The sequence below is a fragment of the Streptomyces sp. NBC_00009 genome, from assembly GCF_045040855.1.
Classification (GTDB): Bacteria; Actinomycetota; Actinomycetes; order Streptomycetales; family Streptomycetaceae; genus Streptomyces; species Streptomyces aureus.
This window is the reverse complement of the sequence record NZ_CP108312.1, coordinates 3696241-3723208: the sequence shown is the minus strand read 5'-3', so window position 1 is coordinate 3723208 and position 26968 is coordinate 3696241. Positions and strand designations below refer to the sequence as shown.

Sequence of the window (26968 nt, the reverse complement as noted above, 5' to 3'; positions counted from 1 at the left end):
GACGAAGGTCCCGGCGCAGTGGCTGACCTGCACAGATGCCCTGTCTGCCCATAAGGGCCGTATAAAAGTTGAGTCGGCTCGACTCAGCTCTGTTGACCGAACAGCGGTCGTCATGCATCCTTGAGCCAGATCCACTCAAGTAGTCATGCTGGAGGAATTGAAATGGCACGTGCGGTCGGCATCGACCTGGGCACGACTAACTCCGTCGTCAGCGTTCTCGAAGGCGGCGAGCCCACCGTCATCACCAACGCCGAGGGCGCCAGGACCACGCCGTCCGTCGTCGCCTTCGCCAAGAACGGTGAGGTGCTCGTCGGAGAGGTCGCGAAGCGCCAGGCGGTCACCAACGTCGACAGGACGATCCGTTCGGTCAAGCGCCACATGGGCACTGACTGGAAGATCGAGATCGACGGCAAGAGCTTCAACCCGCAGCAGATGAGCGCCTTCATCCTGCAGAAGCTGAAGCGCGACGCCGAGGCGTACCTGGGCGAGAAGGTCGCGGACGCGGTCATCACCGTCCCGGCGTACTTCAACGACTCCGAGCGCCAGGCGACGAAGGAGGCCGGCGAGATCGCCGGTCTGAACGTCCTGCGTATTGTCAACGAGCCGACGGCCGCCGCCCTGGCCTACGGTCTCGACAAGGACGACCAGACCATTCTCGTCTTCGACCTCGGTGGCGGCACGTTCGACGTGTCGCTCCTCGAGATCGGCGACGGCGTCGTCGAGGTGAAGGCCACGAACGGCGACAACCACCTCGGTGGTGACGACTGGGACCAGCGCGTCGTCGACTACCTGGTCAAGCAGTTCAACAACGGGCACGGTGTGGACCTGTCCAAGGACAAGATGGCGCTCCAGCGCCTGCGCGAGGCCGCCGAGAAGGCGAAGATCGAGCTCTCGTCCTCGACCGAGACCACGATCAACCTGCCCTACATCACGGCGTCCGCCGAGGGCCCGCTGCACCTGGACGAGAAGCTCACGCGCGCCCAGTTCCAGCAGCTCACGTCCGACCTTCTGGAGCGCTGCAAGACGCCGTTCCACAACGTCATCAAGGACGCGGGCATCCAGCTCTCCGAGATCGACCACGTCGTTCTCGTCGGTGGCTCGACCCGTATGCCCGCCGTCGCGGAGCTCGTCAAGGAGCTGACCGGCGGCCAGGACGCCAACAAGGGCGTGAACCCGGACGAGGTCGTCGCCATCGGCGCCGCCCTGCAGGCCGGTGTCCTCAAGGGTGAGGTCAAGGACGTCCTGCTCCTCGACGTGACCCCGCTGTCCCTCGGTATCGAGACCAAGGGAGGGATCATGACGAAGCTCATCGAGCGCAACACCACGATCCCGACCAAGCGTTCCGAGATCTTCACGACGGCCGAGGACAACCAGCCGTCCGTGCAGATCCAGGTCTACCAGGGCGAGCGCGAGATCGCGGCGTACAACAAGAAGCTCGGGATGTTCGAGCTCACCGGTCTGCCGCCGGCCCCGCGTGGTGTCCCGCAGATCGAGGTCGCCTTCGACATCGACGCCAACGGCATCATGCACGTGACCGCGAAGGACCTGGGCACGGGCAAGGAGCAGAAGATGACCGTCACCGGCGGCTCCTCGCTGCCGAAGGACGAGGTCGACCGGATGCGCCAGGAGGCCGAGCAGTACGCGGACGAGGACCACCGTCGCCGCGAGGCCGCCGAGACGCGCAACCAGGGCGAGCAGCTCGTCTACCAGACGGAGAAGTTCCTCAAGGACAACGAGGACAAGGTCCCCGGCGAGGTCAAGACCGAGGTCGAGGAGTCGCTCACCGAGCTGAAGGAGAAGCTCAAGGGCGAGGACACGGCCGAGATCCGCACCGCCACCGAGAAGGTCGCCGCCGTCTCGCAGAAGCTGGGCCAGGCCATGTACGCCGACGCCCAGGGCGCGCAGGCCGCGGGCGGTCCCGAGGCCGGTGCCCAGGGCGACGGGCAGAAGGCCGCTGACGACGACGTCGTCGACGCCGAGATCGTCGACGAGGACCGCAAGGACGGTGTCGCGTGACGGAGGAGACCCCGGGTTTCAGCGAGAGCGAGAAGCCTGACGTCCCCTCCGGCGCCACCCCCGACGACGCCGAGCCGAAGGCCGCTCCCTCGCCCGACAAGGGCGAGGGGGCGGCCCCGGCCGGGGACGCAGCAGCTTCAGCAGGAACCGCTTCGGCGGTTCAGAACGTAGGCCTGACGGCCCAGCTGGACCAGGTACGCATGGCGCTCGGCGAGCGCACCGCGGACCTCCAGCGGCTCCAGGCCGAGTACCAGAACTACCGTCGCCGGGTGGAGCGGGACCGGGTCACGGTCAAGGAGATCGCGGTCGCGGGCCTCCTGACCGAGATGCTCCCCGTACTCGACGACATCGGCCGTGCCCGTGAGCACGGAGAGCTGGTCGGCGGCTTCAAGTCGGTCGCCGAGTCGCTCGAGATGGTCGCCGCCAAGATGGGGCTCCAGCAGTTCGGCAAGGAGGGCGAGCCCTTCGACCCGACGATCCACGAGGCCCTGATGCACTCGTACGCGCCGGACGTCACCGAGACGACCTGCGTCGCGATCCTGCAGCCGGGCTACCGGATCGGCGAGCGCACCATCCGCCCCGCGCGGGTGGCGGTGGCCGAGCCGCAGCCCGGGGCCCAGCCGGCCAAGGGCGAGTCCTCCAAGGGCGGGGAATCGGCTGCCGCCGACGACAAGGAGAGCGGTGGCCCGGACGAGGGCTGACGTCAGTAAGCAGCGAGAGGAGGGACGTCGAGGATGAGCACGAAGGACTTCATCGAGAAGGACTACTACAAGGTCCTCGGCGTCCCCAAGGACGCCACCGACGCCGAGATCAAGAAGGCGTACCGCAAGCTCGCCCGTGAGAACCACCCCGACGCCAACAAGGGCAACCTCAAGGCGGAGGAGCGCTTCAAGGAGATCTCCGAGGCGAACGACGTCCTCGGTGACTCCAAGAAGCGCAAGGAGTACGACGAGGCGCGCGCCCTGTTCGGCAACGGCGGATTCCGTCCGGGGCCGGGCGGGGCGGGCGGCGGCACCTTCAACTTCGACCTGGGGGACCTCTTCGGAGGCGCCCCCCAGGGCGGCACAGCGGGTGGTGCCGGCGGGTTCGGCGGCGGACTCGGGGACGTCTTCGGCGGCCTGTTCAACCGGGGCGGCGCGGGCACCGGCACGCGCACGCAGCCGCGCCGCGGCCAGGACATCGAGTCCGAGGTCACCCTCAGCTTCACCGAGGCGGTCGACGGGGCGACGGTGCCGCTGCGCATGTCGTCGCAGGCGCCCTGCAAGGCCTGTTCCGGCACCGGCGACAAGAACGGCACACCGCGCGTGTGCCCGACCTGCGTCGGCACGGGCCAGGTCTCGCGCGGCGGAGGCGGCGGTTTCTCGCTCACCGACCCGTGCGTGGACTGCAAGGGCCGCGGCCTGATCGCGGAAACCCCCTGCGAGGTCTGCAAGGGCAGTGGCCGCGCGAAGTCGTCCCGCACCATGCAGGTCCGCATCCCGGCCGGCGTCTCGGACAACCAGCGCATCCGGCTGCGCGGCAAGGGCGCACCGGGCGAGCGCGGGGGCCCCGCGGGCGACCTGTACGTGGTCGTGCACGTGGACTCCCACCCGGTCTTCGGCCGCAAGGGCGACAACCTCACGGTCACGGTGCCGGTCAGCTACCCGGAGGCCGCGCTCGGGGGCGAGGTCAAGGTCCCCACGCTCGGCGGGCCCCCGGTCACGCTCAAGCTGCCCCCGGGCACGCCGAACGGGCGGACGATGCGGGCCCGCGGCAAGGGCGCCGTCCGCAAGGACGGCACCCGTGGCGATCTGCTCGTCACGGTGGAGGTCTCGGTCCCCACGGATCTGACCGACACCGCGAAGGACGCCCTCGAGGCGTACCGAAAGGCGACTGCGGACAGCGATCCGCGGGCAGAACTGTTCCAGGCCGCGAAGGGAGCATGAGCGTATGGACGGCCGTCGACGACAGAGTTCCTTTGTTGGCAGGGCCTATGAGCTGACCGACGAGACTCCGGTCTATGTCATCTCGGTGGCCGCCCAGCTCAGCGGGCTGCATCCGCAGACCCTGCGCCAGTACGACCGTCTCGGCCTGGTCTCCCCGGACCGCACGGCCGGGCGCGGCCGGCGCTACTCGGCCCGCGACATCGAACTGCTGCGCACCGTCCAGCAGTTGTCGCAGGACGAGGGCATCAACCTCGCGGGCATCAAGCGCATCATCGAACTGGAGAACCAGGTCGCGGCGCTTCAGTCCCGCGTGGCCGAACTGTCCTCGGCGGTGGAGGGCGCGGCGGCGGCGATGCAGCAGCGCGAGGCGGCGGTGCATGCGTCGTACCGGCGGGATCTGGTTCCTTACCAGGAGGTCCAGCAGACCAGTGCGCTGGTGGTTTGGCGGCCCAAGCGGTCGCAGGACTGAGGCGTGGGCGCTCACTGCGCGCGAAGAGGCCCCGGAGTCACTGGACTCCGGGGCCTCTTTGGTGTGTCGGCCGACAGTGAACCCGGCCTCGGTCAGCGTGTGCGATGCGGTGCCGGCCGACGGTCGTAGGTCAGGCCAGGGATGTCACGGTAGATGCCATGCCGGCCCTCCAGCGGTTGCCCGAAGTTGTAGTCGATCACTTGGAGGCTGCGCCGCCTTCGCCGCCGAGCCCCGGGACCGCTGGTCCGGCTCCTTCGGCGCGCCGGTCTCGGTCCGTCGTCGGTGCTCTCGCTCTTGCCGCTCAAGACAACCCCCCAGCCGTCTCGCGGCGACCTGCCTTCGGCCGCCCCCGGAGGAACGAGATCTTAATGGATCGCAATGCGGATCCGGGGACATGGCCCCACACTGTGAGGCATTGATGTAACCAAAGACCGTCGGTGGTACGGGAGTTGACGGTGGAGCGAGGCCGGGAGGGGGCGGAGGAGTATGAGTGCGCAGGACGTCGAGGCGAGAGTCGACGAGCTGGCGCGCGGGGTGCGGCGGATGGCCGCGAGCCTGCTGGAGGCGGCGGCCGAGCATCCGGAGGCGGTGCGGGCCCGGGAGCTGTCGGCCGCGGCGCGGGTGTTGATGAACTCCGTGCTGGAGCGGCTGGACGGGGACGCCGGTGAGGGCCTCCCGGTGGACGGGGGCGTGTCCGAGGGCGGGGTGCAGGACTCCGTCCCGGTGCCGGCGGAGACGGGGAGCGCCCTTGAAGAGCTGGTCGGGCTGTATGTGTCGAATTACGAGCGGGACCTGGAAGACCCGGTGATGACCGACCCGTCGCTGTCCTACGAGAAGTCCAGGCCACTGCGCCGGGTCGAGTACGCACGTGACGAGTGCTTCGAGGACGCGCCGCTGTGGAAGGACGTCGTGCCCAGCCGGGGCAAGGCGGTAGTGCGCGGCATGACCTCCAAGGCGGAGGTGCTGCGCCGGATGCACCACCACTACGTCCTTCGGCGTGACCTGGACGGCCCTGAGGGCGAGCTGGCCGTGCGCGTGCTGCTCGGCTGCCAGGCGGTCCTCGGCTCACGGGCGGTCCGGGACGGCGGCTACTTCGACCACTGGAAACTGGAACGCAAGCTGGACGCCCTGCGGTGGCGAGCGGTGGTCACCGCCGCCGAGCGGGGTGCGGAGGCGCAAGCCCAACTGGCTGAGATGCTGAAGGAGTTGGAGACTCTCGCCGATGCCGTCGGGAAGCTGGACACCCTGTTCCGGCGGCAGGCCGGCGATCCCTCGCTGGCGGCCGGCATCCCCGGTGCGGTGCGCGTGGTGGAGGCCATCCTGCAGGGCTGGCCCAAGGCGTGAGTTTGCGGGTGCGGGGCGGGTCGGGATCGCCGGGCACGGGGCGAGCGTCGTTGCCCGGACCCGGCTGTGCCGTTCCCTGATCCGTTCGTGGTGACGCCCGGTCCCTGACGGGAGGTCAGGGGCCGGGAGGTTTGATACCTCCCGGCCCCTTCGTCGTCCCTGCTACCGGATCAGGCCGTCGGGGTGACCGAGACCTCGGGGGACAGGTTCGACTCGACGCCGTCGGTGTTGAGCACGGTGACGACGTAGTAGTACGTCGTGCCGTTGGTCAGGCCGGTGTCGACGTAGCCGTCGCTCGTCGTGTCGAACACCGCCTCGGCGTTACCCGGCGTGACGCCGGGGGTGGTCGAGCGGTACAGGCGGTATCCGGCGAAAGGCGGATCGTCCATGCTGAAGGGTGGGTCGTACCAGTTCAGTGTGGCCTGGCCGTCGCCCGCCTGGACGTTCCAGAACGATGTGGAGGGCGGCAGCGGGGGCGTGCGCAGTTCCGGCAGCAGGGACGCGGAGGGTGCCGACAGGACTCCGTAGCCGGACTCCGCCACCACGGCGTAGTAGTAGTAGTCCTTCTCGTCGTCGGCCACGGTGCGGGAGAGGGAGGTCTCCTGCGTGACAGCGAACTCGTTCGCAGGAGAGGTCGTATCGACGGGCGAAGTCTTCGAGCGGTACACGCGGTACTGGGAGATGGGCACGTACGGGCTCTGCAGCCACCTCAGCGTCAGTTTGTTGCCCGCTACGTAGGCGACATTGAGGTTGGGGGACGCCGGCACGGTGGTGGGGCCGACCTGCTTGGTGGCGAGGACGGATGAGGTACCGGCGGACTCGTTCCCGGCGCCGTCCACGCCCCGGACGAGATAGACGTAGTCGAGCCCGGCCTCACCCGAGGTGTCGCGGTAGGTGAGCGTGCTCGTGGAGCCCACCTTCACGTTGGGGGCGGTGTAGGGGGAAGTCGAACGGTAGACGTTGTACTTCACCGCGTCGGACCCGCCGTTGCGCCACGTCAGGGTGACCCCCTGCTCGTCCTGCTTCGCCACGGTCAGGTCCTGAGGGGCGAGGGGCGCGGTGGTGTCGCGGGTGGCACGGGCGACGTCGGAGAAATCCGACGGGTTGCCGGCCACGTCCACGGCACGCACCTTGTAGGCGTACGGCACGTCGACCCATGCGCCGGCATCGGCGTACGAGGTCGACTCCACGGTGGCGATGCGCGTGAACGCACCCGTCTCACCGGTCTCTTCGGAAGCCCGGTACACCTCGTAGTACGCAGCATCCGAAACGTCGTCCCAGGCAAGGGAGTTGGCCTCGCTGCCGGACGATGCGGAGATCCACATCGGCCCGTCGGGCGCCGTCTCGTCCACGGTGGTGACGTCGGCCGCCGTGCTGTAGGCCGACTCCTGCCCGGTCTTGTCGACGGCACGCACGGCGTACGAGTACGTACCTCCGGTCGCCGGGGGTTTGTCGGAGTACGTGGTCGCGGCCAGCGGATCCGTGCTGCTGACGGCGGTGTAGCTGTCGGGCCCCTGCCCTTGCGGGCGCCGGTAGACGCGGTAGCCCACGACCTTCTTTCCGTCACCCCTGGCCCAAGTGATCTTGGCGGTCAGGGCGGAGGAGTCGTAGGAGGCCGCGGTGTCGACCGGGGCGGCGGGTGCGGTGGTGTCCGAGGCGGCCGCCGGGCTGCCGAGAGCGCCGGTGAGACCGGCGGCCAGGGCGAGCGAGGTGAGGACACCGAGAAGGCGCACGCGTCTGAGGCGTCTGCCTCGGGGGTGCCGGGAGGGATGCGGGGGTACATGAGGCACGGCTGACTGCCCTTTCCGTTGGCGGTGTGGGTGGCACACGATGCGTGGGGGGAAGGGGGTGCAGACGCGGGGGGTGGGCGTGCTGTGGAGGAACGCCAATGTATCCACAACTCACAGCCATGTCAGGGGAGTTGGGGGCCAGGGCGACCTATGGCGGGAGTGGGCCGGGAGATTGGCGCGTATGCGTCTCCCGGCCCGTGCGTCGTTCCGGTCCTGGCCCGCGGATGCAGCTTTAGCGCCCCAGCGACTGCCACACCGTGAGCGCGAGTGCCGTGCAGGACGTGGCCGCCGCCAGGGAGGGCAACGGCCAGCGCGTGCGTTCCAGGGCACCGATGCGTTCTTCGTGTTCGACCAGGGTTTTGTCGGTCTGGTCGGCGCGCTGAAGCAGGAGCGCCAAGTCCCCCCGGGTCGTGGCGAATCCGACGTCCACACTGCGCCGCAGCCGCTCCAGCTCGACGGCGACACCCCCGGTGCCCGTATCACTCATCGATACCTCCTCCTCAGGCGTGCGGGACCCGCAGCTTGTCCCAGCTGACACGCCCCGGAATGCCGTCCGCGGCCGCTCCCACATAGCCGAGCCGGCGCTGCCACGCGGCGTACGAGAGGACGTCGGCCTCGCCCCACACCGGCCCGGGGCCGACGCGGTAGCGTCCGCATCCTTCCGCCACCAGGCGCTTGCCGACGGCGGTGATGAGCGCGCTGCGGCGGCCGGGGGTGAAGTACGCGGCGCCCGGAAACGGCTCGTACGACTGGGGCTCCGGCCCCGGCGCCGGTACGGGTCTGAGGCCGAGCCGCGCCTCGATCCGTGTCCGCATTCCCGCCATCGAGAACGAAGGGTCGATCTTGCGCCGCGTCCACTCCTTGTGGCCGATGACGCTTGCCGCCGACCAGTCGTGGGCCCGGCAGATCGCTGCTGACAGGCGTTCGGCAGCGGCGAGTTGGGCGGCGGGGTAGGGGTCGTTGCCGTTTCCGAGGTTCTCGATCTCAAAGCCGTAGAAGTGGGTGTTGCCGTCGACTGCGTCGGGGCCGGGCGGCGGCAGCGGGCGCTCGGAGCGTACGGCGTCGAGCACCGCGGATGAACCGAGGCCGGCGTGGTTCGTGCGTCCGTACCCGACCAGATGCACGGTGCCGTCCTTCGCGACCAGACCGATGCAGAGCGGGCCGGGGAGCGCGGCCGTGCCGTCGCGGCACAGGGTGAGGCTGCTGCTGCCCGCGGTGTGGTGCAGCATCACGCCGTGGACCGGGCCCCAGGGGCCCTTGTGGTTGCGATTGTGGGTCTGCCAGTTGGTGTGCTCGGAGATGCTTACGCCCTCGCCGCGCAGGGCGCGGGCGAGGGCGTAAGCGGTCAGGGGTGCGGCCATGGGTGGTTCGGCTCCTCACATGCTGGTGACCGTGATGTAGCGGTTGGTGAAGGTGGCGGTGCTGGTGGTGACCGCGGACTTGTAGGCGAGCGTCGCGGTGTACGTCGTGTTCGCGACCAGGCCGGTGACCTGGAACTGGGTGGTCGCCGAGAGGGCACTGGTGCCAGTGGCGATCGCGGCCCGGGTGTCGGCGGCGGCGAGCACCGTCGTGGTGCCGTTCTTGACGTTCACCGAGGCGTAACAGGCCGTGGCCGCCGAGCTGGAGATGCGGGCGCCGACGGTGAGCAGGACGGTGCCCGACGGCGGGGCGGTGAACGAGACGGTCGTGGCGGTGGAGCCGGTGAGCGCCTCCACGTAGGTGGCGGACGTGGTGCTGCCCGAGCCGGTGTTGGCGCCGTGGGCGGGGGGTGGGGCGAGCACCGACCACACGCTGCCGTTGTGATACACGAACTGCTTGGGTGTGGTGAGAAAGGCCAGCATGCCGCCGACCGGCGCGGCGATCTTGGCGTCCAGAGAGGCCTGGTCCGCGAACCGCAGCACGGTGCGGCCGTCGACGGCCTCGGCGAGGGACTGCATGTGCTGCGGGATGTTCGCCGCGTCGCTGGGCTGCGGGTAAGGGAGGCTGCCGAGCGGGGTGAGAAGGGCCATGAGGACTTCCTCCTGGAGTCGCGCTGGGACCTCGTACAGGAAGTACGAGAGGGTACGAGCGGGCGCGGGCCGGGCCGGTGGTCACGCACCCATGGCCGGCGGCAGAGAGTCGAGCGGCGTGCTGTAGGCCCCGTCACGGGCGGTGGGACCGTCGATGGGAATGGGGAGGGCCACGTTGCCCGCCGCGTCCGAGTCCACCAGGGCCGGCTCCTGCGCAGGGGGCTCCTCCGGGGGAAGTTCACTCACGCCGCACCTCCCGGTGCCTTGAGCAGATCGCGGTAGGTGAGCTTGCTGAGGGTGAGGTCGTCGAGGGTCGGGAACCCAGCGGTGATCTGGGCGAAGGTGCGCTGGATGCCGTAGGCCGGATCGAGCGGTGGATCGGGGGTGAGTCCGGTGTCGAGCGGGGCGCCGTTGTACGTGGTGCCGCGCAGGGTCAAGGTCTGCTGCGGGGCGGCACCGGCCTGGCAGGTGGTGCGGATGCCGACGACCCAGGCGAGCGTGTCCAGTTCGGCACCGCTGCTGTCCACCACCTGGACCGCGTCGCCGAGCTGGATGCGCGGATCGTGCAGCACCTCCACCTCACCGAGCACGGGCACGGGGAACATCCCGGCCATGATCATGACGTACGACAGGTCGGATGCGGCCTGCCGCGTCTGCACCCAGTCGCTCGCGGGCGCCTGGTAGACCTGCTTGCCGTAGTAGGACTGGCTCTGGGACTGGTACCAGGCGGTGGTGCGCTGCTTGGGGTCCCCGGCCCGTTTCTGCGGAATGATCTGCACCGACGGCTTGCCGTCCTTGGTGACCGTCCAGACGCTCGCCGTCCCGTAGTTGGTGAACCGGACGACATAGGTCGCGCCGTCGCGCCAAGAGCTGACGCTCACGCGCCCCTTGACGGATGTGCCCCCCGTCGCGGTGCTGCCGAAGCGGACCCGGTGACTGGCGGGAGCCGGGGCCACGTCGTCCTCGATCTCCAGCGGACCGATGTCGTTCTCGTCCTCGGCCATGGCGTACGTGACATCAAGAGCCTGACCCGGCTTGACCTCACGTATGACGGTGTCGACGATCGTGTCTCCGTTGGTGCGCCCGACACCGGTCCAGTCCTGGTACACCTGCTCGCAGTGGTTGCGGCAGGCGTCGATCTCCTCGGAGACGGTGAGCGCCGCGATGCTGCGCCGCGTCGTGACGGTGACGTCTGGGCGTGCGGGAACCGACTGGAAGCGTCCGGGCCCCCGCCACCGGAAGACACCTTGCTCGTCGAACTCGGCCGTCGACAACGTCGCGCGGGCGATCTCGGTGATGGCGTCCCACTGCGATCCGGAGACCTTCGGGACGTCGAACAGCGGCACGGCCGCTTCGTCGAGTACGGCGCCCTTGGCCCATCGGCCCTTCTGTTCCCACTCATCGGCGGTGTACGAGCTGAGGTCGGGCCACACCCGGTCGGTGACCTGGACGCACTCGACGGCCACGTCCGTCCTGAGGTTGACCTGGCTCAGCTCCGAAGGGGGCTGGGCGGTGGACACATCGGAGAAGGTGTAGGTCCCCGGAACGATGTACTCCCCATCGGGTGCGGTGAGGCGGGCGGCGACAGTCGCTTGCACGTTGCTGGTGACACTGCCCGCCCTGGTGTCCACGGCGAACCCGATGTGCCATACCCCCTTGAGTGACGAGAGCTTCGCGACGGTCCAGCTAATGACCTGACCTGAACCGTTCACCGTCCCAGAAGTGATCTTCACGGTGCCGGCCGCGAAATCGATGTTCAGCGCGTAGTTCCCGAACACACCCGCGCTACGGTCGAAGACCAGCTTGAGTTCCAGCTCGTTACCGACGGCCAGGGCGGTGTTCACCTGAACCTCGGCCTGGAACACCTTGCCGGCGACGACGAAACGGGACCGCGGACGCCACGCCATGGCCAGCCCCGGGGCCTTCGGCATCAACGCCATCTCGTAAGGCGCACCGTCGCGTATCCAGGAGAACGAGCCCGTGTCCGGGATTGTCTCGGGCTGCCCGTAAGTGGCGTTGAAGCCGCCGTGCAAGGAGGCGTACAGCACGGTGAAGGGCAGGGTGATGTCGACGTTGCCGTTCGTGTCCCGCTTCGGCGCCAGGGGTGCGCGCGGCGGCGGGCAACTGTGGATGCCGCCCTGCCGCAGCAGTTCGTCCACACACCAGGTCGCGGTCGCAACGGGCTTCGCGTAGAGCATGCCCTGGTACGGCCGCGGCACCAGTGCGGCCCCGCGCAAGCGTTCCGCGCCATCGAGCGCCTGCACGGTGACCGTGTCGCTGCCGGATGCGGCGGTGCGCGAGCGCACGGTGCCGCGGAACGCCGGCAGGGTTGCCCCACTGAGGCCCGCCTCATGGACGACGGACTGCCCGGGGCGTACGACATCACCGGTGCCACGCGCGGCCCATGCCGAATAGAGGCGGGGAGCGGGTATGCCTCCCGCACCGCCGAGCGTCAGCTCCAGCTGAGCGGACGAACTTCCCGAGAAGGCGCGCATGGCCTCCGGCAGATCGGTGCTGTAGGCGCGTTCGACCTTCCAGGTCTGCACCTGCGAGCCGAGTTCCCGGCCGCCGAGGCGGGTGGTGTGGGCCGGGGTACGGTCCGGTGCGGCGAGGGCGGCATCGAGCACGCCCCCCTGCTCAGAGTTCTGCACTGCGCACCTCCACCAGGTCGATGCTGATGTTCCGGTAGGGCAGGACGGTGGAGGGCACATCGCTGTACGCGGTCACGGTCATCGCGGGGCAGCCGTCGCCGAGCGCGAACGCGACAGGGGCCTCGCCGATGGTCAGACAGGCTCCCGCGAGCCCCGTCATGCCGGTGGCTCCGGGCCCGCCGACGGGGGTGACGAAGGCGGCGCCGGCAGGGGCGGTCCCGGTGATGCTCGCACCAGTCACCGCAGTCGTACTCAGGTACCCCCCGTCGGCGTCCTTCCAGTCCAGCTGGGCGGTGGCCGTCGCAGGGCTCCAGTCAGGTGGCACGAGCCACGACACCTTCATGCCCGGTGCCACGGGCCAGCCGGACCACACACCGTGCCGCCAGCCGATCCGGGTGTTCGCGTTCTGGCAGTCGCCGATGACCGTGTCACCGATGAAGGGGCTGATGAGGATGGTGCCCTGCACGGTGAACCAGTGGTCGCCGCCGCTGGCCACGCTGCTCTGGGCGGCGGCCTGGTAGGGGTCCAGCAGGTTCACGGAGGCGGGGTCGAGGACGACGAGCGGCCCGTACGCGTTCTGCGGACTCCCCTGCATACCCGGGCCGTTGACCCTTCTGGCCAGCCGGGACAGGTGTTGTGCGTCCCCAGGCTCCAGCGCGTCCCAGGACAGCTTGAGACGACGGATGGTGCGGGCTGGGGCGACGGTGGTGACGGTCCCCTCGAGGGACTTGAACTCGGTGACGTTCAACTCGGCGCTGCGGTCCCAGCTCTTGGCGGCCTGGTCCATCTCGCGCAGCAGTCCGGGCTTGCCGATCCACAGATTTCTGGTCATGTGCTTTCCTCACCTCCGGGCGAGCTGGCGCTGTCCCACGAGGACGGCGCGGGCGATGACCTGGGAGTCCACCGCGATGTGCACGGGCCGGTCCGCGAGCGCCTCGACGGCGGCAGCGAGCCGGTGCAGGGCGGCTCCGCCGCCGGGGTGGTGGCCGAGCATGCGGCTGAGCTTGGACAGCGGGATGACGGCTTCGTCCTCGCCGCCTTCCCCGATGACGGCGAGGCGTCCGCCGGCGCGGGCGCCGATGACGCCGCCCTCGGCGAGGGTCGGAATGTTGGGGATCTTCGGGATGTGGATCCCGAATTCCTTGCCGCCGAAGACCGGGACCCAGCCCGGGATCTTGACGTGGACCCGGTTGAGTCCCCCGATCATGGCGTTGATGCCGCTGATGAAGGCGCGGGGCAGCGCGGTGAAGCTGTTGACGATGCCCTTCATCACGCCCTTGATGGGGCCCGCGTGGGACTTGATGGCCCCGGAGATGGCGTTCCAGGCCCACTTCACGCCTGCGGCAAGGGCCTTCGACACCTTGTCCATGTTGATGAACTGCCCGATGATCGGCGCGAGCAGCGCCATGATCAGCCCGAAGGCGTTGGCCTTCATGGCGGTGTTGAGGCCCTTCTGGGCGAGCGTCGCACCCTTGAGCCCCTTACCGAGCCCGCCCATGGACTTACCGCCGCCGGTGGCGGACTTGCCGGCCTTGCCGACGGACTTCTCGACCGCGTCGGACTGGCGTTTTACATCGCGGAGGGCGGTGTTGGCTTTGGTGGAGGAGGACTTGAGCTTGTCTAGGGAGGACTTGAGCTTGTCGGACGACTGCCTGGACTTGCCGAGGGACGTCCCGGCCTGTCCCGCGGAGGTCTTGAGCGTTCCGACAGAAGTCTGGAACTTGTTCACGCCGCCGGTGGCGCGCGAGACGGATGTACCGGCCTTGTTGGCGGCCGCAGAGAACTTGGAAAAAGCTCCATGGGCGCTCTGGAGCTTTTGTACGAGAGCCATGGCTCCTCCTGGCGCTTTCTTCAGAAGCGGGATTCGAGCTCGGAGATGCGCTGATCAAGAGTCGAGAAGCTCTTGCTCGCGCGCTCGGCACTTGCGGCCGCGAGTTTGGTAGACCTCTCCACGGAGCTCACCAGATTCCGGGCCGAGTTGGCCTTCTGCTTCGCATCGGCGGCATCGTCCTGCGCGACCCTGGCCCGCGTGCGAACACGTTCCACTTGGCTGTTCAGGTCGGTCTTGAACTCAGTGAGGTCGATGCCCGCCCTGCCGATCTCTTCTTTCAGTGTGCCGACGTCCCTGAAGAGTCCGGACAGCTTCTCCTTCTTGTCCTCCTCGTTCTGCTTCTTCTGGCCGACGGGCTTCCCGGCGAAGGTGAAACCTTTCTCGTCCCACTTGAAGAGGGAGTGGTCCATTTTGAAGAACTGGGCGCTTAGTGTGGCGGCCTGGAAATCGCTCTTCAGGAGCGTTGCCTGGACGTCCTTGACCCATTGGGGCTTGACGTGGTCGAGGATGGTCCTGACGGTGCTGTTGATGGCGAGTTCTATGGATGGGTCCACTGACATGCGAATCTCCTGAAGGTGAATCAGGAACACAAAAGCCCGGCCTGACAGGTGCCGGGCCGGGTGCGGGGCGGTATTTCTCAGTCGAAGAGCATGACCTCTATGAGGAGCAGCTCGAAGACGCACAGTGCGACGGTCGCGGGAGCCAGAAGGGCGAGGAGGGCCAGGAAGAGAATCCGGTGCTTCCCGACGCACTCGGTCGCGTCGGATCGGGAGGGCCGACGGGGGTCGTACGTGACCGCTATATCCTCCCCCGGCGTGATGCTCGTCGTGGTGATGGCGGAAGAGCTGCCTGTGTAGCTCGCTCCGTCCACCTCGTACTCGTAATGAAGAGAAAACGCGCCGTCCAGAGCCTGGATGTCGGTGCACATCGCCGTGGTGGCAACGCCGCGACGTCTGAGTCTGAATCCGCCGTTCCCGTTGCGGTAGAGGAATATAGTTCCGCGAATGAAGATGACCGACATGACCCCGCAGATGATCAGAGCCACCCAGAGTTTTCCAGAATTCATATGGTAGGTCCCCTCGAAGAGGGGCACATGTTACAGCTGTCGCATGGCCGTCAGGAGAAGAACCTGGACAGTTCCTCCAGGGCCGGCAGCGAGTCCGGGACGGATGCGGCGGAGGCCTCGTCCTCAGCCGCCGCACCAGGGCGCGGCACCGGCGCGGGCGGCTCCAACGGCTCGGCGTCCTCGTCCCGGTTGACGGTGGCGAACATCCAGTTGGCCTCGGCCAGATAGTCGACCACTGCGGCGAGCAGGTGGTCGGTCGTCGTCCACTCGGCCGTGTTGCCGTGGAGTCCTTGTGCCAGCGCGCTGTCGCGCGGCATGTGCCGCACCAGCACTGCCAGCCGCCGTGACGACAGCCGTCCCCGGTACCAGTCCAGCAGATCCACGCCGTAATGGCGCAGCAGATCGGCCTCGATGGCCTCGGCGTGCTCTTCGACGAGCGCGTCGAGGCTCAGTCTTCCCCCAGGCCCAGCCCCGTCTCCTTGCCGTAGGCCTCCAGGATCGCGGCGATGTCCTGCATCGTGACGTCGTGCCGGTCGAAGCGGGTGAACTGCTGCTCTCCGAGGAGGAGTCGCAGGAGTCCGTCGACGTCGTTGTCGTCGAGGTCGCGCAGCTTACGCGCGACGGCGCGGCTGAGTTCGGTCGGCAGCTCGAACGAGTCGTTGTCGAGCTCGAATGTCCAGGCGCGGCCGAGCGCTTCGAGGCGCTGGGCGCGGGCCGCGTTGACGTTGAATCCGGCCATGGGGTTCTCCAAGCATGTGAGTTGGTGAAGTCAGGGGACGACCGAGGCCCGGCGCCCATGGGGCGCGCGCCGGGCCTCCTGGTGCGGGGCGGGGCCCGTTACGCGTACGCGCCGTCCTTCATCAGCCACGTGGCCAGCGGCTTCGTCGTGTCGTCCTGGGCGAACGCGGTGAAGGTGATGCCGAGCTTCATGGCGCCGGTGCGGGTCATCGAGATCTCCTCGGTGTCGGTGACCTGGCCGCGCGGGACGATCAGGCGGTAGACGACCGAGGTGCCGTTCTGGCTGTCCGCGAACTCGAAGCCCAGCGCGCGCTCGTCGGCGGCCGGGTTGGTGGTGAGGTCGTACTTGTAGGTGCCGGCCCCGGCCGGGGTCGGCGCGGTCGCCGTGGCGCCGCCGCCCATGAAGAACGGCAGGGTGGTCTTGTTGAACTGCAGCAGCTGGAACTTCAGCGTGAGCTCACGGTCGGAGTAGATGTAGCGCAGCGCGCTCACCGACTGCCAGCCGTCCACCTGGTCGATCTTGTCCTTCTTGGCGAGCTTGACGCCGTCGGTGGAGGTGTAGCCCAGCTCGGTCCACCCGGCCGGCCAGGCCACGCTGGTGTCGGCGGGGCCGGCGACCGGCGTGGTCGGGTTGTACTGGGCGACGAGCACCTTGCCGGTCCCCGGGACGCGGATCTGCGAGCTGGTGTTGGGAGAGGCCATGGAACGACTCCTTCATGAGTCTGAGGTCTGAGGTCCGAGGTCTGAGGCGTGGGCCGGGTCAGGCAGGACGGACGGAGAGCTGCAGCCGGGTGAGATAGCGGTTGCTCGCCGGGCGGTTGTAGTCGGGGTACCAGCGCGGACCCTCCACCTCCGACACGTCGGTGACGATCGCCGTTCCGTAGGCGGTGCCCTGGAGTTCGTGGACACAGGCACGGGCGGCGAGCGAGATCGTGTGGGCCGTCGTCTTGTCGGCGGCGTAGACCTCGAGGTCGACGATCGGATGGTCGAGGTAGAGGTCGTCGATCCACGTGCCGCCGGTACGCGAGACGAGGACGACCTGCTGGGTGCCGTCGAAGCCGCTGGGCGGCCGGTTGTCGACGGTGGTCCCGGCCAGCTCGGTGCGGTTCTTCAGGAAGTCGACGACGAGGCGTTCGACGTCGGGAAAGTTCAGTACAGACACATGAACGCTCCCTTCGGAGGGTTCGGAAGGACGGAGAGCAGGATCGGTACGGGGCCCGGCCGCGACGGCGACGAGGAGGTCCGGGCTCGTCTGGGCAACACAAAGCGGCAGGACCGTCGCCCCGGATCCGTTCGGTCCGTGGGCGCAGCTCTGCCGCTGCTTCAACTGTGACGCAGAGGCCCTGATCTCGCAACTGGATGTGTTTGCAAGGCTGTTGGCGCTCCCGCATGCGAGAAGGCCGTGTCCGCGTGATGCGCGGACACGGCCTTCGGAGGCCCGGTAGTGGCAGTCCTAGTCGATGGACCGGGATGAGGCGGGGTCGGTTCGCAGATTCACCGCGCGTTCGGCGGCGAACACGTCCTCGAGGCGATAGAGCAGGGCGCGTCCCTGCTGTCCGGCCGCCGCCAGGTAACCGCGCTGTACCCACTTGCGGATGGTGGCGGGGGCGACGCCGGTCTCGGCCGCGGCGAGGTCGCCGGTGATGAGCGGGCCGGCGGAGGTGAGGGGGGCGGTGGCCGGAGGGCAGGTCACGACGCGTCCTCCAGGATGTGGCGGCAGGCGGGGTTGATGCACATCACGACCGCCCGCTCCGGCAGTGCCCGCAACGAGACGGAGTCGCACGCGGGGCAGCGTCCGGCGATACGTACGAGCTGCTCGGGCTCGCCCAGCGCCCGCCCGCAGCGCTCGGCCATGCGGCGGGACTCCGACGCCACATGGGCGGCCAGGTCCGGGAGTTGGGCGAAGCGGTCGAAGAGTGACGCGATCCGGCGCAGGCGTACGGGGACGGGGGCGGGCCGCGCAGGCCGCAGCCCGAGCCGTTCGCGTACGGCCTCCTCCAGTTCCACGACCCCGTCGGTGACGTCACGAAGGGTGTCGGAGACGAAGAGTCGGACAGGTGCCGAGCCACCGGTGGGAGCGCCCCCGCGCCGCTCCCCCGTGGTCCTGCCCATTGAGGGCGCCAGCTCCTCGATCAGCTCCGGAAATCGAAGAGCGAGGCTGCGGAGCCAGACGGCGGCAGCAGCGGAGGAGGTCTCGACATCCGCCACGTCCGGGATGCGGCTGCTCATAGTCCCGCCCTCCCGTCGACGACCGCGCGCCCATTGCGCCACAGTCGCCCCCCACTCACGCCGTCGAACCAGGTGTGCGCGGGATCGACCACGGCCTCGCACTCTTCCCGTATCGGGCAGTGATTGCAGGCTCGCAACGCCGGTTCGGCTTCGGAGGGGTTCCGGGTGAACACGGAACGTTGAGGAAGGTGGGCGCAGGCGGCTGTCCTGCGCCAGTCGAGCTGATCGTCGGAATCAAGGAAAGCCAAGGTCAAAGCGGCAGTGAAAGAAGTCGTCAGACCGGACACGTGCAGCGCCTCCCCACGTATGGGAACATATGTTCGACAATTGCGAACGCGCGCCCAGCGTCGCATGGTGCGAGCGCGAGCGCAAGCGATTGAAGTGTCTGCTGTGACGTGTGAGGGGTGAGCCAACGGCCGTGCTGACCAAGCAAGTTGGGCGAATCTCTACAACTGCGCGCGAGCGCGCACACCTTTGGTGCGCGCGCGATCGGTACCCTGTCCCCGCGACGAGGGGAGACCGACCACATGGGCACGAGCTCGTGGGCCAATGCCCACAACGACCAGAGCTACCGGGACGAGGGGGCGCGCAGTCGCCCCAAGGGGGCGGACGGGCTTGAGGAGTTCGCGTCCTGGATCGAGGGTCTGCTGCGCGGGCGGGGCTACGACATCGACAGTCCGCGCGGGGGCGGGAAGTCGAAACTGGCGGACGACGCCGGAGTCCATCGCGCCGCAGTCAGCCGTCTGTTGCAGCGTCAGAGCATGCCGGACCTGGAGACGATGCGACGCCTGGCCGGCGTACTCGACGTCCCCCTGCGCGACATGCTGATCCGTTCCGGACGCGTCTCGGAGAGCGACCTGCCGATTACCGGAACGTACGAAGGGAAAAGGGGTGCAGAGGACCAGCGCCTCAGTCCGGAGGAGGCGGCGCGGAGAATGGGGGTGCCGCCTGAGCTGCTGGAGACCTTCGTCAAGGTCGCGAAGCAATTTCTGCCGGACGGCGGCTGAGAGAACGGTAGCCCCTGGGGGAGGGGCCTGAAGGGATGTGCGTATGGGGCGCGAGGGGGGAGACTCGGAGGCACTGGCATCTACGCGCAGTGAGTCCGGGGACGCGGGGGCTGCGGCCGAACAGGGCGACGTATCAGACCTGTTGGGGGGCCTTCTGATCGAACTGGGCCGCAAGGTTCAGCAGGCGGGCGTCGACGGTGTACGCATCCTCACGGCCGACGAGCTCGACAGGGGTCGGATCGACTGGTTCCAGGTGGGATGGGATGAGCATGCGCGAGCGACGGATTCCCCGGCGGACCTGCGCGAGCGGGCAGGTGCGGTGGACCACCCGCCGGCCGAGCCGCCCATTCCCGTACCGGGCCGTCTGCTGCGGTTTCCCGACCGGGAGGACGAGTCGGGCGGGGTCTTACGCCCCGCCGGCGACGACACACACCCGCTCCCGCTGGTAGGAGCGGGCGACGCGAACGTCCGTGACCTGATGCCACACCGCCCGCGGCCGCCGCGGGGGCGTTCGCGTGAGGGGGGACGGGAGCATGAACGGGGGTCTGAGCCGGATTGATGGTGCGGGTGCATGCCGACGTGTCCCTCGGCATTTCTGATGGTGTTCCCCTCGTCTTCCGGGGCGTCATGCCCATGCCTTACCGTGCCGTCGTGGCCGAACAGGTGTTGCGCAGCCGTCGTACTACCGCCCGCCTGGAGCGGGATGCCGTCCTGCTGGACCGGTTCGGTAGTGGGCTGCGTGTGCGTATCCCATTGACCGCCATTGAGACGGTCCGGGCGCGCGGGCCGAAGGGGCGGCGTGGCATCGAGATCGTTCTGACCTCGGGCCCGGACGCGTCCGTCCCCGTCAGCTACCCCCTGCGTCCGTCGAGCACCGCGGCCGCCACAGCCTTCGCCGCCGCCGTCAACTCCACCCTGCCCGTGCGGGATGCGGCCGAGCCGCGCCGGGACGGTTCCGCGGCCGTGTCGGTCCTGCCGAAGCCGCCGAGAGTCCGGCGGCCGGGCCCGGGGCGGACGGCCGGGGAGAGGGCAGCGTGGTGGTTCTTCGGCGGCCTGTTCGTCCTGGGGCTCGGGCTGACGTCCGCAACCGGTCACTGGGAAATGGTCGTGATCTGGACGGCCTTCTACACGGTGTTCCTCGTCGGCTGCGCGATCACGGCAGCCGTGTACCGGGCGACGAAGGACTGGTGGCTCCTGCGCCATCGCGGGATCACCGTGGTGGCCACGTACGAACGGACCTCCTACGGCACGGGATCGGAGGGCGAGACCACATCCACCAAGGTGTACACCTTCACCGATACCGAGGGTGTGGAGCGCGAGCACCTGGGCGGAGGCAGGCTCGTCGCCACCGACCCGGAGCGGATCGAGGTGACGTACGATCCCTGCGCCCCGAAGCGCATGAGCTCCCGGTCCGGGCCCGTTGTCCGAGTGCTGCTCTTCCTCGCGTACGTCCTCCTCGGCCTGCCCATCAGCTTGCTCACCGCGGCCTACCCGGTGGTCTACCTCTACTTCGTCGTGGCGGCATTGCTGTGACCCGCGGTGGAGGACGGCCTTGCAGTGGCGCACCACATCGATGAAACGGGTCGGTCGCGTCGGGTGGGTTCAGCGTTCGCCGGCGTACGTGAGGAAGTCCGCCCAGGCCGTGCCGTTCACCGTGAGGCGGGGGCCCTGGGTGTTCTTGGAGTCGCGGATGTGGACGGTGCCGGGGGTGTGGGCGACCTCTACGCAGTTCGGGTCGTCGCTGCCGCTGCTGTAGCTGCTCTTGAACCAGACCGGTTCGGACGGGTCCCCGGCGGGGGTCTCGCGGTTCATAGTTCTCCCAGCACTTGCTCGATGAAGGCCAGCGACTCCTCTGGTGTGAGCGCCTGAGCCCGGATGATGCCACACCGCAGTTCGATGACGCGGAGCTGGTTCAGGTCGGAGACCGGGCGTCCGGCGTAGAGGCCGTGGCAGCGACCGATCGCCGTTCCGTCCCTGAACTTCAGCACCTCCATCTCCCCGCTCATTCCGGCGTGATCCTCGCGTGCCGTCGGCATCACCTGGATCTCGACATGGCGCAACTGGCCGAGTTCCAGGAGATGTTCGAGTTGGCGCCGCAACACCATCTTCCCTCCGATCGGGCGCCGTAGCGTGGCCTCTTCCTGGATGAAGCTGAGGCTGGGCGCCAGGTCGCGTTCGAAGACGGACTTCCGGGCCACGCGTCCGGCCACACCCCGCTCGATCGTCTCCGGAGCCAGCACCGGGCGCCACATGGAGATGAGCGCCTGCGCGTACTCCGCCGTCTGCAGGAGGCCGTGCAGGTTGTGGTTCCAGTACGCCGTCAGTTCGACAGCCTTGGCCTCCATCTGCGCGATGTCCCGCACCTTCTTCGGATACCGGATCTCCGCCACGGCCGGCTTCATGTCCCCGAAGAGCCCGCCGGTCTTCAGTACCTCGTCCGCCTTGTCGAGGAACTCCGGCCGGGGAATCCGCGCGCCGGCCTCGACCTTGTAGATGATCCCTTCGCCGTAGCCCATGGCTGAACCCAGTTCAGATGCCTTGAGTCCCCCTGCCTCCCGGCGGGCCCTCAACAGTCGCCCGACGAGCGCCACCACCGCCGCACCCTGCTCATCACCTGGTTCGATCTCCCAGCCGTCACTGCCTGTCGCCTCAGTCATCCGCGCGCATCTCCAGTCCGCCGAGCTCCCCGCCCATGTTTGCCAACGGCCGTACCCATAAGGCGGATTGGGCAGCCTGTACAGCCCTGGACAAAAGCTGGGCATGTGGCGACCGTGGCACGGAAACCCGTACGCCGGTGCCGTGGACGGCAACACCAAAGAAACGGTCGAGAGGGAAAGAACCCAGGCCAAGCCCCACCCCGCCTCCCGCCGGAGGCGCCGAAGCCACTCGGACGGGTGAAGGTCACCAACTGGGCTTGCACATATGCCGGTTGCGCCCTCTACGCTCACGACCAGCGAGAGCAGCAGCACAACAACACCAGACATGCGACGGCCCCCGCCGGGACTGCAATCCCAGTGCGAGGGCCTGACCACAGGAAGAGACACACGAGGTCTCCCCCATGGATACCCAGCACCCTAGCGCGCCCTCGCGCGCCCCGGGCGGCATCGTCCACGACAACGCCCGCCATCACACCCGTTTCACGGTCATCGGCAACCACCTCGCCCAGCACCGCGAACTCTCCGGCCTCGCGATCGGCCTCGCCGTGCACATCCAGTCGCTCCCGGCAGGGGCCCGCGCCGACGTCCGTACCCTCGCAGCCCGCTTCCCGGAGGGCGTCACTCGCATCGCCGCCGCCCTGCGTGAACTGGAGGCCCACGGCTACTTGCGGCGCGAACGGCATCGCACACCGGACGGGCGGGTGCGTACGCGTACGGTCTCCTGCAATCGGCCGGGCGCCACCACCTCCGAAGCCCCCGCAAGGCGCCAGCCCCCGCCGAAGAAGAAGCCCCGGCCCCTCGCCGTCCCCCACCCGGAGCACACCCCCGGCCCCGGCATCCTCCAGGCGGCCACGGACCTCCTGGCCACCCTCCACCGCGCCGACTCCCGTCTCACCCTCTCCGTGCGCGACGCCGAACGCCTCGCGCCCGGCGTGGCCGCATGGCTGGAACGGGATCTGGCCCCCTCCGCCGTACGCCACGCCCTCACCCGCGACCTGCCCGAGGACCGCCCGATCCACCGCCCGGCGGCTCTCCTCGCGCACCGCCTGACGGCCCAACTCCCGCCCCGCACCAGCGGCTTCGCGGCAACCGCTACTGCCACACCACCACCCACGGTCCGTCACCCACTCCGGAACTGCGACGTCTGCGACCACGCCTACCGGGGCCCGGAACCGGGCCGCTGTCCCGGCTGCCGCCCGACGCCGCACTGATCGTGTCGCTTGTGTCCCCTGTACGCCGAGCCCACACTGAAAGGAGGTGCGCCACGATGACCGCTCTTGCCGGTGAGAGGCCCAGGACCATGCCTGACATCGCGACCCAGACAGAGAACGCTCCGTCCGACGAGGGGCTGTCCGAGCTGGAAAGGGTTGTGTGGCAGGCATGGAAGGCCATGGAACTCCCCGAGGGCTATCACGCCGAGATCATTGAGGGAGCCATCGAGGTGTCGCCCACCGGCCGCTTTTCCCACGGCCAGATCACCAATCTGCTCCGCGACGAGCTGGTCTTCTTCCTGAAGGAGACGGACTTCGTCGCCCGCAACGACATCAACGTCGTGCACAGGGGCAGCGCGTGGGTACCAGATCTGTTCATCGTCCCCAGGGATGTCGATCGATACGTCACGGCCGACGGTCTCGGTATCACGGCCGCGGCAGTGCGCCTCGTCGTAGAAGTCGTCTCTCCCGGCCAGCGCAGCCAGGAACGCGACCGCATCAGGAAAAAGCGCCGCGAGTACGCCCGCGCGGGCATCCCCGTATACGTGATCATCGACGACCACGACGCCCAGGGCACCGTCACTGTCCTCACCGAGCCCCGCTCCGACAAGGGGGACTGGGTGGGCGTGCACCAGGTGCCGTACGGCACGGAGGTGACCATCCCCGAGGGCCCCGCCAAGGGGTTCACCCTCGATGAGGCGATCACCGGACCACGCCGCGCCGGACCACGCCGCGCCGGACCACGCCGCGCCGGACCACGCCGCGCCGGACCACGCCGCGCCTGACCGCGCCGCCGTCATGTCACGTGATCGACGGATCCTGCTCGTCCCGCACCGTCCACTCGGTGTCCTTGACGACGGAGTCCGGGTTCGCGCCGACCCCGCGCAGCACCCCGTACACGAAGGCGGCCGCCGCCAGGCCGCACAGCAGCCAGGCGAACAGGGCCGGCAGGCCGTCGGTGCCGAGGAGGAGGGCGGGCAGGCAGAGGAGGGATGCGAGGAGGGCGCCGGCGGCGGCGTCCTCGATCAGAACCCGCACCTTGTCCCGGAAGACTTTCGGCGACGCCGAGCGGCGCAGGAACGTGGCGATCTTCAGCGTGCCGAACAGGGTGAGGAAGAAGAGGAAGGAGCCGATGAACGTGCCACCTGTCATGGCGAGCCAGGCCAGGGTGCAGGGGGTGAGTGCGATCAGTGCGGCGCCCGTCGCCCGCCCTAAGTCACGGGGAGGCGACGGAAGTTGGGCCGGTAGGGCGGCGGGCTCGACGGGCGGGGACGTGACCGGTGCCGTCAGGCGGGGCGCGGTGAGGCACGCCAGCGCCCAGGCGGCTGTGAGCACGGCGCCCGCGGCCAGCGCCCCGACGATGTCGAGACGTGGGGCCGACGTGGTGACAGGTACGTAGACCAGAGCCAGGGAGGTCGCAGCGGCGGCCAGCGCCCCGGTACCCAGGGCACGCGTGAGCAGGGTGGAGCGTCTCATGGTGCTTCCTCTGTTCCTCGGGCCAGCAGGAGGAGTCCGTCGGCCCGGGGAGGGGGGAAGCACCGGTCGCCTGACGGGGTGATGCGTGGTCAGTGTGCCGGTGGGGCCGGAGTGCGTAAAGGGGATCTGCCTGGCTCCGTGGGGCTTCTGCTTGCTTCTGTTCCTGTGCGTCGACAGCACTTCGCCCCGCCGGACAGTCCGGCGGGGCGAAGCGGCGCTCTCTCTCGTCGTCACTCGGTACGCGGCGTCAGACCAGGTCCGGCCGGACCGTGAACGGGTGGCCCGCCGCGGTCGTTGTGCCGTCGGCCCGTACGCCGATGACCTGGTAGAACGACGTCTCGCCCAGCGGCTGGGTCTCGTCCCTGTAGTACTGCGACGTCGTGCCGCCGTCGGAGGGGACCGTGGCCAGGGGCTCGTACGTGCCCGTCTGCTGGTTCCAGCGGCTGATGCGGAACTCCTTGATGTCCTCGCACGCCACCGGGTCCGTGCAGCGCCAATACGCGCCGGAGATGGCCTCCGACGCCTGCCAGCCGCCGCCACCGGCGATCGGACCCGGGTCGCTGCCGACCGCGTCCGCCGGTTCCAGACTGAGCTCCGTGCTCGTGACGTTGGGGACCGAGGAGTTTGTGATGGGCAGTTCGTTGCCCCACTGGTCCTCGGCGGTCACCGCGTAGACGTAGGTCTCGCCGTCGGGGACGTCGATGCACAAGATCGCCAGCGGGTCGTCCTTCCCGTCCACGCAGGGGAGGTACGGACCCTGCCACTTGACGGTGCCGTCGGCCTGGCGGACTCCGCGCTGGGCGTGGTACGCGACGACGTCCTCGTCCGCTGCCGGCTTGTCCCAGCTCAGGAGCGTGCCGTCGCCGCGGGGCGTGGCCTTGAGGCCGGTGACCGGACGCGGCGGTACGCGGTCGGAGGTCGTCACCGTGACCGTGTCCGACACAGCCGACTCGTTGCCCCGGCCGTCGCGCACGGCGACGCCGTACGTGTAGACGGTGTCGAGTACCGCGGCGCGGTCGTAGCACTGGAACGTGTACGTGCCGCTGCCCGAGTCGCTGGTGCTCGACTCGTTCTCGCAGGTGATCGCCGCGGGGTCTGCGCCAAGCGAGGTGCCCTGCGCGCGGTACACGACGAAGCGGGCGTCGTTGTCCAGCTCGTCGCGCATCGACGAGGGCACCTGCCACGACAGCCGCACCTGGCTGGTGTCGACCGTCGCCTCGAGCGACGTGGGCGACGCAGGCGCCGTGCGGTCGATGCCGTCCGAGGTGACGGTGGCCGAGTAGGCGCTCGGGTTGCCGGCCGCGTCGAAGGCGCGCACCGCGTAGGTGTGCCGGGTGGCGTCGGCGCTCACGTAGTGGATGTACGACGTGCCGCTCTGCCGCTTCAGGAGCGTGTACGCGCCGGTCGTGGCCGACTTCTCGTACAGCTCGTAGGCGGTGGCGCCCGTGACCGGCTTCCACTCGATGACCATGCCGGGCAGGTCGCCGTGGGCCGTCAGGCCCGTCGGGGCGGCGGGGCCGGTGCGGTCGGCGGTGGCGACGTACTGGTCGGCGGTGCCGGCCGAGGTGTTGCCCGCCTTGTCGTAGGCGCGGACCTCGTAGGCGTACGTGTCGCCCGTCGCGGGGACGGTCGTGTCCGTGAACGACGTCGAGGTGGTCGTCGCGAGGGGCTGGGCCGGGTACGAGCCGGACTTGAGGCGCCGGTAGACGCGGTACCCGGCGAGGTCCATCTCCTTGTTCGCCGACCAGCTGAACTTGGCCTGGTACGAGGAGGTGTACGTGAGTGCGGGAGCGGTCGGGACCAGGGGCTTCGTCGTGTCCACCGTTGTCGAAGTGCGGGGTGTGTAGGCGAACTTGACGTTCGCCGAGCCCGTCCAGTTGACGAAGTCGATCCGCAGCGTGTGCTTGCCGGCGGGGATCGTGACGTTGACGGTCTTCGACTGCGTCGTCGACACGTTCTTCCAGATGTCGACCTTGCGCACGTCGTCGACGTACACGCGGATGCCGTCGCGGGTCTCTACGGGCAGGGCGAACGGGCCGCCCGAGCCGAAGTCGCGGGTCACGGTCCAGCGGACGCCGAAGTAGTTGCTCGGCAGGCCGGTCGCGGGCGCGCCCGTGCCCCAGTTCTGGTCGATCTTCGAGTCGCAGTCGGTCTTCTTCGGCGTGCCGGAGAACGTCGTGTTCGCGAAGAACTGCCGTTGGAAGACGGGCGAGGCGCACGTGACCGCAGCCTCGGCGGCCGGGGCCGTGACGGTGATCAGGCTCCCGGCCGTGGCGGCCACCACGGTCGCGGAGAGGGCTCGCGCACGGCGGCGGCCGCGCGGAGCACTTGAGGGTCTGGCGGGTGTCATGACGATCAAGACCTGCGGGGGCCGCGGTTGGTTGTACGAGGTCAGGCAGTCTTGCGGGGCGTGACGCGGGCAGTGACGGGGCGCCCCGGTGAAGGCCCGGCGAAGGAGACGTGGCGGAGGCGTGGCCGAATCGTGAGTTTGCTCACCGGGTGGGCGGCGACGGCAGGGGTGCACGGGCCGGGGCTGGTGCGGCTACTGG

Annotated in this window: 30 protein-coding genes; 9 read left to right on the top strand and 21 right to left on the bottom strand. The window is 69.0% G+C overall.

Annotation, left to right across the window (positions count from 1 at the left end; translation table 11 throughout):
- The first annotated feature begins 162 nt into the window (after positions 1-162).
- The 5 genes from dnaK (at position 163) to OHA58_RS16730 (ending at position 5754) form a co-directional block, all read left to right on the top strand.
- The gene (dnaK, locus tag OHA58_RS16750) at positions 163-2016 is read left to right on the top strand and encodes a molecular chaperone DnaK (RefSeq protein ID WP_405479549.1); all 1854 of its coding nucleotides are present in this window, start codon (positions 163-165) and stop codon (positions 2014-2016) included.
- A complete protein-coding gene (gene grpE / locus OHA58_RS16745; protein ID WP_405479547.1) occupies positions 2013-2717 on the top strand; it encodes a nucleotide exchange factor GrpE in 705 nt (234 codons plus the stop codon). The genes dnaK and grpE overlap by 4 nt, the downstream gene beginning before the upstream one ends.
- A 33-nt stretch (positions 2718-2750) precedes the next feature.
- Positions 2751-3941, top strand: a complete 1191-nt coding sequence (gene dnaJ, locus OHA58_RS16740; protein ID WP_405479546.1) for a molecular chaperone DnaJ — start codon at positions 2751-2753, stop codon at positions 3939-3941.
- 4 nt (positions 3942-3945) lie between these two features.
- Complete coding sequence (locus tag OHA58_RS16735) at positions 3946-4410, top strand: heat shock protein transcriptional repressor HspR (RefSeq protein WP_405479544.1); 465 nt, start codon at positions 3946-3948, stop codon at positions 4408-4410.
- A gap of 486 nt (positions 4411-4896) precedes the next feature.
- The gene (locus OHA58_RS16730) at positions 4897-5754 is read left to right on the top strand and encodes a hypothetical protein (RefSeq protein WP_405479542.1); all 858 of its coding nucleotides are present in this window, start codon (positions 4897-4899) and stop codon (positions 5752-5754) included.
- Between the two features lie 170 nt (positions 5755-5924).
- Here the strand turns inward: OHA58_RS16730 and OHA58_RS16725 are convergent, their stop codons facing one another.
- The 17 genes from OHA58_RS16725 to OHA58_RS16645 form a co-directional block, all read right to left on the bottom strand.
- Positions 5925-7487 (bottom strand): hypothetical protein, encoded by a 1563-nt coding sequence (locus OHA58_RS16725; RefSeq protein ID WP_405479540.1) that lies wholly within the window; start codon positions 7485-7487, stop codon positions 5925-5927.
- A 289-nt stretch (positions 7488-7776) separates the two neighbouring features.
- Complete coding sequence (locus tag OHA58_RS16720; protein ID WP_389855966.1) at positions 7777-8031, bottom strand: hypothetical protein; 255 nt, start codon at positions 8029-8031, stop codon at positions 7777-7779.
- 13 nt (positions 8032-8044) lie between these two features.
- Complete coding sequence (locus tag OHA58_RS16715) at positions 8045-8905, bottom strand: peptidoglycan-binding protein (RefSeq protein ID WP_405479538.1); 861 nt, start codon at positions 8903-8905, stop codon at positions 8045-8047.
- Positions 8906-8920: 15 nt separating this feature from the next.
- Positions 8921-9553 (bottom strand): hypothetical protein, encoded by a 633-nt coding sequence (locus tag OHA58_RS16710; protein ID WP_405479536.1) that lies wholly within the window; start codon positions 9551-9553, stop codon positions 8921-8923.
- An 81-nt stretch (positions 9554-9634) separates the two neighbouring features.
- Positions 9635-9799, bottom strand: a complete 165-nt coding sequence (locus OHA58_RS16705; RefSeq protein ID WP_405479534.1) for a hypothetical protein — start codon at positions 9797-9799, stop codon at positions 9635-9637.
- Positions 9796-12204, bottom strand: a complete 2409-nt coding sequence (locus OHA58_RS16700) for a hypothetical protein (RefSeq protein ID WP_405479533.1) — start codon at positions 12202-12204, stop codon at positions 9796-9798. Before OHA58_RS16700 ends, OHA58_RS16705 begins: the two co-directional genes overlap by 4 nt.
- The gene (locus OHA58_RS16695; RefSeq protein WP_405479531.1) at positions 12191-13036 is read right to left on the bottom strand and encodes a hypothetical protein; all 846 of its coding nucleotides are present in this window, start codon (positions 13034-13036) and stop codon (positions 12191-12193) included. The genes OHA58_RS16700 and OHA58_RS16695 overlap by 14 nt, the downstream gene beginning before the upstream one ends.
- A gap of 9 nt (positions 13037-13045) precedes the next feature.
- Complete coding sequence (locus tag OHA58_RS16690) at positions 13046-14035, bottom strand: hypothetical protein (protein ID WP_405479530.1); 990 nt, start codon at positions 14033-14035, stop codon at positions 13046-13048.
- A gap of 20 nt (positions 14036-14055) precedes the next feature.
- Positions 14056-14595, bottom strand: a complete 540-nt coding sequence (locus tag OHA58_RS16685) for a hypothetical protein (RefSeq protein ID WP_405479528.1) — start codon at positions 14593-14595, stop codon at positions 14056-14058.
- Between the two features lie 77 nt (positions 14596-14672).
- Positions 14673-15080 (bottom strand): DUF3592 domain-containing protein, encoded by a 408-nt coding sequence (locus OHA58_RS16680; protein ID WP_405479527.1) that lies wholly within the window; start codon positions 15078-15080, stop codon positions 14673-14675.
- Positions 15081-15151: 71 nt separating this feature from the next.
- Complete coding sequence (locus tag OHA58_RS16675) at positions 15152-15484, bottom strand: hypothetical protein (protein WP_405479526.1); 333 nt, start codon at positions 15482-15484, stop codon at positions 15152-15154.
- Positions 15485-15549: 65 nt separating this feature from the next.
- A complete protein-coding gene (locus tag OHA58_RS16670; protein ID WP_405479525.1) occupies positions 15550-15840 on the bottom strand; it encodes a hypothetical protein in 291 nt (96 codons plus the stop codon).
- Positions 15841-15938: 98 nt separating this feature from the next.
- On the bottom strand, positions 15939-16541 hold the full coding sequence (locus OHA58_RS16665; RefSeq protein ID WP_405479524.1) for a phage tail protein: 603 nt from the start codon (positions 16539-16541) through the stop codon (positions 15939-15941).
- Positions 16542-16599: 58 nt separating this feature from the next.
- The gene (locus OHA58_RS16660) at positions 16600-17001 is read right to left on the bottom strand and encodes a hypothetical protein (protein WP_405479523.1); all 402 of its coding nucleotides are present in this window, start codon (positions 16999-17001) and stop codon (positions 16600-16602) included.
- Positions 17002-17292: 291 nt separating this feature from the next.
- Positions 17293-17532 carry a helix-turn-helix domain-containing protein gene (locus OHA58_RS16655; RefSeq protein WP_405479522.1) on the bottom strand — a complete coding sequence of 80 codons (240 nt, stop codon included), beginning with the start codon at positions 17530-17532 and terminating at the stop codon, positions 17293-17295.
- Entirely contained in the window at positions 17529-18068 is a 540-nt protein-coding gene (locus OHA58_RS16650) for a hypothetical protein (protein WP_405479521.1), read from the bottom strand. The genes OHA58_RS16655 and OHA58_RS16650 overlap by 4 nt, the downstream gene beginning before the upstream one ends.
- A complete protein-coding gene (locus OHA58_RS16645; protein WP_405479520.1) occupies positions 18065-18421 on the bottom strand; it encodes a WhiB family transcriptional regulator in 357 nt (118 codons plus the stop codon). The genes OHA58_RS16650 and OHA58_RS16645 overlap by 4 nt, the downstream gene beginning before the upstream one ends.
- A 174-nt stretch (positions 18422-18595) precedes the next feature.
- Between OHA58_RS16645 and OHA58_RS16640 the strand changes: the two genes are divergently transcribed.
- Together OHA58_RS16640 and OHA58_RS16635 are read left to right on the top strand one after the other, a co-directional pair.
- The gene (locus OHA58_RS16640) at positions 18596-19075 is read left to right on the top strand and encodes a helix-turn-helix domain-containing protein (RefSeq protein WP_405479518.1); all 480 of its coding nucleotides are present in this window, start codon (positions 18596-18598) and stop codon (positions 19073-19075) included.
- Between the two features lie 651 nt (positions 19076-19726).
- Positions 19727-20608: a hypothetical protein gene (locus OHA58_RS16635; protein ID WP_405479516.1), complete on the top strand. Its 882-nt coding sequence runs from the start codon at positions 19727-19729 to the stop codon at positions 20606-20608.
- A 69-nt stretch (positions 20609-20677) separates the two neighbouring features.
- On the opposite strand, the gene OHA58_RS16630 is transcribed toward OHA58_RS16635, so the two are convergent.
- Together OHA58_RS16630 and OHA58_RS16625 are read right to left on the bottom strand one after the other, a co-directional pair.
- Positions 20678-20887 carry a DUF397 domain-containing protein gene (locus OHA58_RS16630; RefSeq protein WP_405479514.1) on the bottom strand — a complete coding sequence of 70 codons (210 nt, stop codon included), beginning with the start codon at positions 20885-20887 and terminating at the stop codon, positions 20678-20680.
- Positions 20884-21732 (bottom strand): helix-turn-helix domain-containing protein, encoded by an 849-nt coding sequence (locus OHA58_RS16625; protein ID WP_405479512.1) that lies wholly within the window; start codon positions 21730-21732, stop codon positions 20884-20886. The genes OHA58_RS16630 and OHA58_RS16625 overlap by 4 nt, the downstream gene beginning before the upstream one ends.
- 401 nt (positions 21733-22133) lie before the next feature.
- Here OHA58_RS16625 and OHA58_RS16620 point away from each other — a divergent pair, with 401 nt between their 5' ends.
- On the top strand, positions 22134-22943 hold the full coding sequence (locus tag OHA58_RS16620) for a helix-turn-helix domain-containing protein (protein ID WP_405479511.1): 810 nt from the start codon (positions 22134-22136) through the stop codon (positions 22941-22943).
- Between the two features lie 89 nt (positions 22944-23032).
- Positions 23033-23728 carry a Uma2 family endonuclease gene (locus tag OHA58_RS16615; protein WP_405479509.1) on the top strand — a complete coding sequence of 232 codons (696 nt, stop codon included), beginning with the start codon at positions 23033-23035 and terminating at the stop codon, positions 23726-23728.
- 16 nt (positions 23729-23744) lie between these two features.
- On the opposite strand, the gene OHA58_RS16610 is transcribed toward OHA58_RS16615, so the two are convergent.
- Both OHA58_RS16610 and OHA58_RS16605 read right to left on the bottom strand, forming a co-directional pair.
- Complete coding sequence (locus OHA58_RS16610; protein WP_405479508.1) at positions 23745-24419, bottom strand: hypothetical protein; 675 nt, start codon at positions 24417-24419, stop codon at positions 23745-23747.
- Between the two features lie 247 nt (positions 24420-24666).
- A complete protein-coding gene (locus OHA58_RS16605; RefSeq protein WP_405479507.1) occupies positions 24667-26769 on the bottom strand; it encodes a fibronectin type III domain-containing protein in 2103 nt (700 codons plus the stop codon).
- Positions 26770-26968 lie beyond the last annotated feature (199 nt).

Bases quoted from the DNA above. Each gene is read 5' to 3' on its own strand.
- dnaK (WP_405479549.1), top strand. From the start codon at position 163: ATGGCACGTGCGGTCGGCATCGACCTGGGCACGACTAACTCCGTCGTC.
- dnaJ (WP_405479546.1), top strand. From the start codon at position 2,751: ATGAGCACGAAGGACTTCATCGAGAAGGACTACTACAAGGTCCTCGGC.
- OHA58_RS16735 (WP_405479544.1), top strand. From the start codon at position 3,946: ATGGACGGCCGTCGACGACAGAGTTCCTTTGTTGGCAGGGCCTATGAG.
- OHA58_RS16730 (WP_405479542.1), top strand. From the start codon at position 4,897: ATGAGTGCGCAGGACGTCGAGGCGAGAGTCGACGAGCTGGCGCGCGGG.
- OHA58_RS16720 (WP_389855966.1), bottom strand. From the start codon at position 8,031: ATGAGTGATACGGGCACCGGGGGTGTCGCCGTCGAGCTGGAGCGGCTG.
- OHA58_RS16715 (WP_405479538.1), bottom strand. From the start codon at position 8,905: ATGGCCGCACCCCTGACCGCTTACGCCCTCGCCCGCGCCCTGCGCGGC.
- OHA58_RS16710 (WP_405479536.1), bottom strand. From the start codon at position 9,553: ATGGCCCTTCTCACCCCGCTCGGCAGCCTCCCTTACCCGCAGCCCAGC.
- OHA58_RS16695 (WP_405479531.1), bottom strand. From the start codon at position 13,036: ATGACCAGAAATCTGTGGATCGGCAAGCCCGGACTGCTGCGCGAGATG.
- OHA58_RS16690 (WP_405479530.1), bottom strand. From the start codon at position 14,035: ATGGCTCTCGTACAAAAGCTCCAGAGCGCCCATGGAGCTTTTTCCAAG.
- OHA58_RS16685 (WP_405479528.1), bottom strand. From the start codon at position 14,595: ATGTCAGTGGACCCATCCATAGAACTCGCCATCAACAGCACCGTCAGG.
- OHA58_RS16670 (WP_405479525.1), bottom strand. From the start codon at position 15,840: ATGGCCGGATTCAACGTCAACGCGGCCCGCGCCCAGCGCCTCGAAGCG.
- OHA58_RS16665 (WP_405479524.1), bottom strand. From the start codon at position 16,541: ATGGCCTCTCCCAACACCAGCTCGCAGATCCGCGTCCCGGGGACCGGC.
- OHA58_RS16650 (WP_405479521.1), bottom strand. From the start codon at position 18,068: ATGAGCAGCCGCATCCCGGACGTGGCGGATGTCGAGACCTCCTCCGCT.
- OHA58_RS16645 (WP_405479520.1), bottom strand. From the start codon at position 18,421: ATGCGACGCTGGGCGCGCGTTCGCAATTGTCGAACATATGTTCCCATA.
- OHA58_RS16640 (WP_405479518.1), top strand. From the start codon at position 18,596: ATGGGCACGAGCTCGTGGGCCAATGCCCACAACGACCAGAGCTACCGG.
- OHA58_RS16630 (WP_405479514.1), bottom strand. From the start codon at position 20,887: ATGAACCGCGAGACCCCCGCCGGGGACCCGTCCGAACCGGTCTGGTTC.
- OHA58_RS16625 (WP_405479512.1), bottom strand. From the start codon at position 21,732: ATGACTGAGGCGACAGGCAGTGACGGCTGGGAGATCGAACCAGGTGAT.
- OHA58_RS16620 (WP_405479511.1), top strand. From the start codon at position 22,134: ATGGATACCCAGCACCCTAGCGCGCCCTCGCGCGCCCCGGGCGGCATC.
- OHA58_RS16615 (WP_405479509.1), top strand. From the start codon at position 23,033: ATGCCTGACATCGCGACCCAGACAGAGAACGCTCCGTCCGACGAGGGG.
- OHA58_RS16610 (WP_405479508.1), bottom strand. From the start codon at position 24,419: ATGAGACGCTCCACCCTGCTCACGCGTGCCCTGGGTACCGGGGCGCTG.
- OHA58_RS16605 (WP_405479507.1), bottom strand. From the start codon at position 26,769: ATGACACCCGCCAGACCCTCAAGTGCTCCGCGCGGCCGCCGCCGTGCG.